Below are 2,924 nucleotides of genomic sequence, written 5' to 3' on the forward strand. Positions count from 1 at the left end.
GATGATTTCGATGGTCATGAGGGTTGCAATGAGGTGTTGAACGTGACGCGTCCTGACATTGTGCGGGGGGTTCATGACGCGTATTTCGCGGTGGGTGTTGATTGTGTGGAGACCAACACTTTCGGGGCGAATCTGGCGGCGTTGGCGGAGTATGACATCGCTGGTCGGGTGTGGGAGTTGTCGCAGGCGGGGGCGCGGCTGGCGCGGGAGTCGGCTGATGAGTGGGCGGCGGGTGATGGGCGGGCGCGGTTCGTTTTGGGGTCGATGGGTCCGGGGACGAAGTTGCCGACGTTGGGGCATGTGCGGTTCGAGGCGTTGCGTGATGCTTATGAGGCGAATGCGGCGGGGTTGATCGCGGGTGGGGCTGATGCGTTGATCATTGAGACGTGTCAGGACTTGTTGCAGGTGAAGGCGGCGGTGGTCGGGGCGCGTCGGGCGATCGAGGCGGCGGGGCGTGATGTGCCGGTGGTGGCGCAGGTGACGATCGAGACCAACGGGGCGATGTTGCTGGGGTCGGAGATCGGTGCGGCGTTGACGGCGATCGAGCCGTTGGGTGTCGATGTGCTGGGGTTGAACTGTGCGACGGGTCCGGCGGAGATGTCGGAGCATTTGCGGTATCTGGCCAAGCATGCCGGTGCGGGGGTGGCGTTGTCGTGCATGCCGAACGCGGGGTTGCCGGAGTTGACCGCGGATGGGGCGCGGTATCCGTTGTCGCCGGGTGAGTTGGCCGATGCGCATGAGGGGTTCGCCGGCGAGTACGGGCTGGCGCTGGTGGGTGGGTGTTGCGGCACCACGCCGGAGCATCTGCGGCGGGTCGTCGAGCGGGTCGGTGGGCGGGAGGTGGCTGTCCGGCGTCCGCGTTTGGAGGCGGGTGCGGCGTCGTTGTATGCGCATGTGCCGTTCCGGCAGGACACTTCGTATCTGGCGATCGGTGAGCGGACCAATGCCAATGGGTCCAAGGCGTTTCGTGAGGCGATGCTGGGCGGGCAGTGGGAGGAGTGTGTGGACATCGCGCGGGCGCAGTCGCGTGATGGGGCGCACATGCTGGATCTGTGTGTGGATTATGTGGGCCGGGACGGGGTGGCCGACATGGCGGAGTTGGCGTTCCGGTTCGCCACGGCGTCGACGTTGCCGATCGTGCTGGATTCGACCGAGCCGGCGGTGATCGCGGCGGGGTTGGAGATGCTGGGTGGCCGGGCGGTGGTCAACTCGGTGAACTACGAGGACGGTGACGGCCCGGATTCGCGGTTCCAGCGGATCATGCGGTTGGTGAAGGAGCACGGCGCCGCGGTGGTCGCGTTGACCATCGATGAGGAGGGGCAGGCGCGTACCGCGCGGTGGAAGGTCGCGGTGGCGTCCCGGCTGATCGAGGACCTGACGGGTAATTGGGGGATGCGGGTCGAGGACATCATCGTGGACTGCCTGACGTTCCCGATCGCCACCGGTCAGGAGGAGACCCGCCGGGACGGGCTGGAGACGATCGAGGCGATTCGTGAGCTGAAGCGCCGCTACCCGGGCGTGCAGACCACCCTCGGCCTGTCCAACATCTCCTTCGGGTTGAACCCGGCCGCCCGCATCGTGCTCAACTCCGTGTTCTTGCACGAATGCGTCAACGCGGGGCTGGATTCGGCGATCGTGCACGCTTCGAAGATCGTGCCGATGGCGCGGATCCCGGACGAGCAGCGTCAGGTCGCCCTGGACATGGTCTATGACCGGCGCCGGGAGGGTTATGACCCGCTGGCCCGGTTCATGGAGTTGTTCGCGGGGGTGGACGCGGCGTCGTTGCGGCAGAGCCGGGCGGCGGAGCTGGCGGGGTTGCCGTTGTGGGAGCGGCTGAAGCGGCGGATCATCGATGGGGAGCGTAAGGGGCTGGAGGGTGATCTGGAGGAGGCGCTGTCCCAGCGCCCGGCCCTGGAGATCATCAACGACGTTCTGCTGGAGGGGATGAAGACCGTCGGGGAGCTGTTCGGCTCCGGCGAGATGCAGCTGCCGTTCGTCCTGCAGTCGGCTGAGGTGATGAAGGCCGCCGTCGCTTACCTGGAGCCGCACATGGACCGGGTGGAGGGGGAGACCAAGGGGCGGATCGTTTTGGCCACGGTCAAGGGGGATGTGCATGACATCGGGAAGAACCTGGTGGACATCATCTTGTCGAACAACGGCTATGAGGTGATCAATCTGGGGATCAAGCAGCCGGTGTCGGCGATCTTGGAGGCGGCCGAGGAGAAGGACGCCGATGTGATCGGCATGTCGGGGCTGTTGGTGAAGTCCACGGTGATCATGAAGGAGAACCTGCAGGAGATGAACTCCCGCGGGATCGCCTCCCGTTTCCCGGTCCTTTTGGGCGGGGCCGCTCTCACCCGCGCCTATGTGGAGCAGGACATGGCGGAGATCTTCAACGGTCAGGTGCGTTACGCGCGGGACGCGTTCGAGGGTCTGCGGTTGATGGATGCGTTCATGGACGTCAAGCGCGGTGTGGCGGGGGCGCAGTTGCCGCCGTTGCGTGCCCGGCGGGTGAAGGCGGGTGCGACGTTGGAACGCACGCCGGTGGAGGCGTTGCCGGCGCGTTCGGATGTGGCGGCCGACAATCCGGTCCCGGTGGCGCCGTTTCTGGGGGAGCGGGTGGTGAAGGGCATCGCGCTGGGTGATTACGCCGCGTTCTTGGATGAGCGGGCGACGTTCATGGGGCAGTGGGGGCTGAAGGCCGCCCGGGGCGGGGACGGGCCGTCGTATGAGGAGTTGGTGGAGACCGAGGGGCGGCCGCGGCTGCGGATGTGGCTGGAGCGGTTGCAGACCGAGAATCTGCTGCAGGCCGCGGTGGTCTACGGCTACTTCCCGTGCGTCTCCGACGGCGATGATCTGATCATCCTGGACGGGCGGACGGGTGGGGAGCGGACGCGGTTCTCCTTCCCGCGGCAGCGGCGTGA

The 2,924-nt window shown here is 66.6% G+C and carries 1 protein-coding gene; it reads left to right on the forward strand.

All coding sequences use genetic code 11. From position 1 onward, the window contains the following. On the forward strand, positions 1-2,924 hold a 2,924-nt coding region (gene metH, locus ACFQSB_RS40060), incomplete at both ends, for a methionine synthase (protein WP_380832577.1).

The organism is Sphaerisporangium rhizosphaerae, assembly GCF_042665155.1.
Classification (GTDB): Bacteria; Actinomycetota; Actinomycetes; order Streptosporangiales; family Streptosporangiaceae; genus Sphaerisporangium; species Sphaerisporangium rhizosphaerae.